Below are 3000 nucleotides of genomic sequence, written 5' to 3' on the forward strand. Positions count from 1 at the left end.
GCCATGTTGACGTTGTATTCCTTCACCCCTTGGGTCGAGTTGACGATGTTGTTGAGCTGCACCGTCATCGGATAAAGGTCCGGCTTTGTGTAGATGACGCCGAACAGGAAGTCGTTCCAGATGCCGGTGACCTGCAGGATCATTGCGACGACGAAGATGGGCAGGCTCATGGGCACCATGATGCGGAAATAGATGCCCCAGAAGCCAGCGCCGTCGACGCGGGCGGCCTTGAAGAGTTCCTGCGGCACGGAGGCAAAATAGTTGCGGAAGAGCAGGGTCAGGATCGGCATGCCGAAGATGGTGTGCACGATGACCAGGCCTGTGAGGCTGCCGTAAAGGCCGATCTCGCGCAGCATGATGACGATCGGATAGATCATGACCTGATAGGGAATGAAGGCGCCGACGATCAGGATGGTGAAGAAGGTCTCCGAGCCCCTGAAGCGCCAGTTGGCGAGCGCATAGCCGTTGATCGAGGCGATGATGATCGACAGGATCACGGAAGGAATGAGGATGCGCACGGAGTTGAAGAAGCCGCGCGACAGGCCGTCGCAATTGAGGCCGGTGCAGGCTTCCGCCCAGGCCTTGACCCAGGGCTGGAAGGTGACCTCGACCGGGGGCGAGAAGATGTTGCCGAGACGGATCTCGGGCATGCCCTTGAGGGAGGTGACGACCATCACGTAAAGGGGCAGCAGATAGTAGAGCGAGACGACGATCAGCGTGCCGTAGATCATGATGTTGCGGCGGGACAGGATGTGCCGGGGTTTTGGACCTGAGGGGCCGGAAAGATATGCAGTATCAGCCACGACGCTTGCCTCCGAATTCGAGATAGGCCCAGGGAATGACGATGACGGCGACGGTGAGCAGCATCATGGTGGAGGCGGCAAAGCCCTGTCCGAGGTTCTGGGACAGGAACATGGCGTCATAGACGTATTTGGCCGGCACTTCCGAGGAGATGCCGGGTCCGCCGCCGGTCTGGGCAACGACCAGGTCATAGACCTTGATGATGCCGGAGGCGACAAGCACGATGGCGGTGATGAAGATGCCGCGCATCATGGGGATGACGATGAAGATGTAGGTCTTCCACATGGGGATGCCGTCGATCTTGGCAGCCTTCCAGATGTCCTCGTCAATGCCGCGCAACCCGGCCAGCATGAGGCACATGATGAGGCCGGTTCCCTGCCACAGGCCGGCAATCAGAATGCCGTAGATGACGATGTCGGGATTGTAGAGGGGGTCGAAGGCAAAGCTCTCCCAGCCCAGGCTGCGCACGACATGCTGGATGCCGAAATCCGGATTGAGGATCCATTGCCAGGCAAGGCCCGTGACGATGAAGCTGAGGGCGAAGGGATAGAGCAGGATGGTGCGGAAGGTGTCCTCAAAGCGGATCTTCTGATCGAGCAGGGCGGCCAGAATGAAGCCGATGAGGAGGGAGAAGACGAGGGAGAACCCGCCATAGATGGCCAGGTTCTCGATCGAGATCAGCCACTTGTTGCTGCTCCACAGGCGTTCGTACTGGCCAAAGCCGATGAACTTCTCCCGCGGCAGAAGCTTGGAGTTGGTGAAGGAGTAGAGAACCGTCCAGGCGGTTCCGCCGATAAAGACCACCAGGGCGGTGACGATCATCGGAATTGCCGCCACCTTGGCACTCAGGTTGCGGTGCCATCTGGCTGGGGCTGAGGTTGCGGCCATGCCTGTCTTCCTTGTCCCGTAAAAGCCTGCTTGCAGTGTCCCGGAAGTCCCTGCGCGCAGAAACTGCGCGCAGGGCTGGAGGACGCCGGTGCCCTCAAGTCCCCTTGACGGAACCGGCGGAGCCCGTTGTGCGGATCAGTCGGCGTTGGCGACGATCGAGGCGAACAGCTTCTGAGCGTCTTCAGCCGACATGGACGGGTTGTTGAAGAACTCGACGAACAGGTCGTTGACCTGCTGGTTGCTGTCAGCAGACATCAGCTGGTCGGTGCCCGGAATGATGTTGCCCTTGGCCAGGATCTCCAGACCCTTGCGCATGCAGTCATTGGCCGCCGACAGGTCGACATCGCCGCGCACCGGCAGAGACCCCTTCTTCAGGTTGAAGGCAACCTGTGTCTCCGGGGAAATCATGACCTTGGCGAGCTCGGCCTGGGCCGCGGAGATCTCCGGATCGTCCACTTGCGGGAAGTAGAAGGCGTCGCCGCCGGTCTGGATCACTTCGTTGACGCCAAGACCCGGCAGGCAGGTGTAATCCTTGCCGGCGACCTGATTGGCCACCTGGAACTCACCCTGGGCCCAGTCGCCCATGATCTGGCCGCCGGCCTTGCCGGTGATGACCATGTTTGTGGCATCGTTCCAGTTCTGAACGTTGGAATCCTTGGCCATGTCGCGGGCCGTTGCCGCAGCCTCAAAGACCTTGGCCAGTTCCGGACCGCCTGCCAGATCGGCATCCTTGTCGCCGAACACCTTGGTGTAGGTCTCAGGACCTGCGAGCGCGGTCAGAAGGGTCTGGAAGGCAAGCGTGGTCTGCCAGGGCTGCTGGCCCATGGCGAGCGGCACGACACCGGCTTCCTGCAGCTTGGGCGCTGCGGCGACAAACTCGTCCCAGTTGGTCGGCACGGCCAGGCCGTTGTCTTCAAAAACCGCATTGTTGATCCACAGCCATTGCGGGGAATGAATGTTGACCGGCACGCAGTAGATCTTGCCGTCAAGCGTGCAGCTGTCGAGCAGGCTGGAGGGACGCACGAGCTCCGCCCAGTTGCCTTCCGCCGCCACGTCGCTGAGGTCGCGCATCAGGCCGGCTTCAACAAGCTCTTCTGCCTGACGGCCGTGGTTGAACTGGGTGGCGCCCATCGGATCGCCGCCCGTGATGCGGCTGATCATGATCGGACGCGCCGTGCCGCCAGAACCGGCAATCGCACCGTCAACCCACTTGTTGCCAGTCGCGTCAAACGCCTTCGCAAACTCAGCAACAGCCGCAGCCTCTCCACCAGACGTCCACCAATGCGTAACTTCCAAATCCGTCGCATGGGC

3 protein-coding genes are annotated in these 3000 nt (G+C 60.9%); all 3 read right to left on the minus strand.

Annotated elements, in window-relative coordinates:
- Positions 1-731: carbohydrate ABC transporter permease (locus Q0835_RS29580; protein ID WP_298967026.1), on the minus strand; the 731-nt coding region annotated here is incomplete at its 3' end.
- 64 nt (positions 732-795) lie between these two features.
- Positions 796-1689, minus strand: coding sequence for a sugar ABC transporter permease (locus Q0835_RS29585; protein ID WP_298967020.1), 894 nt, complete (start codon positions 1687-1689; stop codon positions 796-798).
- A 135-nt stretch (positions 1690-1824) separates the two neighbouring features.
- On the minus strand, positions 1825-3000 hold a 1176-nt coding region (locus tag Q0835_RS29590), incomplete at its 5' end, for an ABC transporter substrate-binding protein (protein WP_298967023.1).

Origin of the sequence: uncultured Roseibium sp., from assembly GCF_947499295.1 — a bacterium.
Classification (GTDB): domain Bacteria; phylum Pseudomonadota; class Alphaproteobacteria; order Rhizobiales; family Stappiaceae; genus Roseibium.

Excerpts from the sequence above, each read along its gene's own strand:
- Q0835_RS29585 (WP_298967020.1), bottom strand. The coding sequence starts at position 1,689 with ATGGCCGCAACCTCAGCCCCAGCCAGATGGCACCGCAACCTGAGTGCC.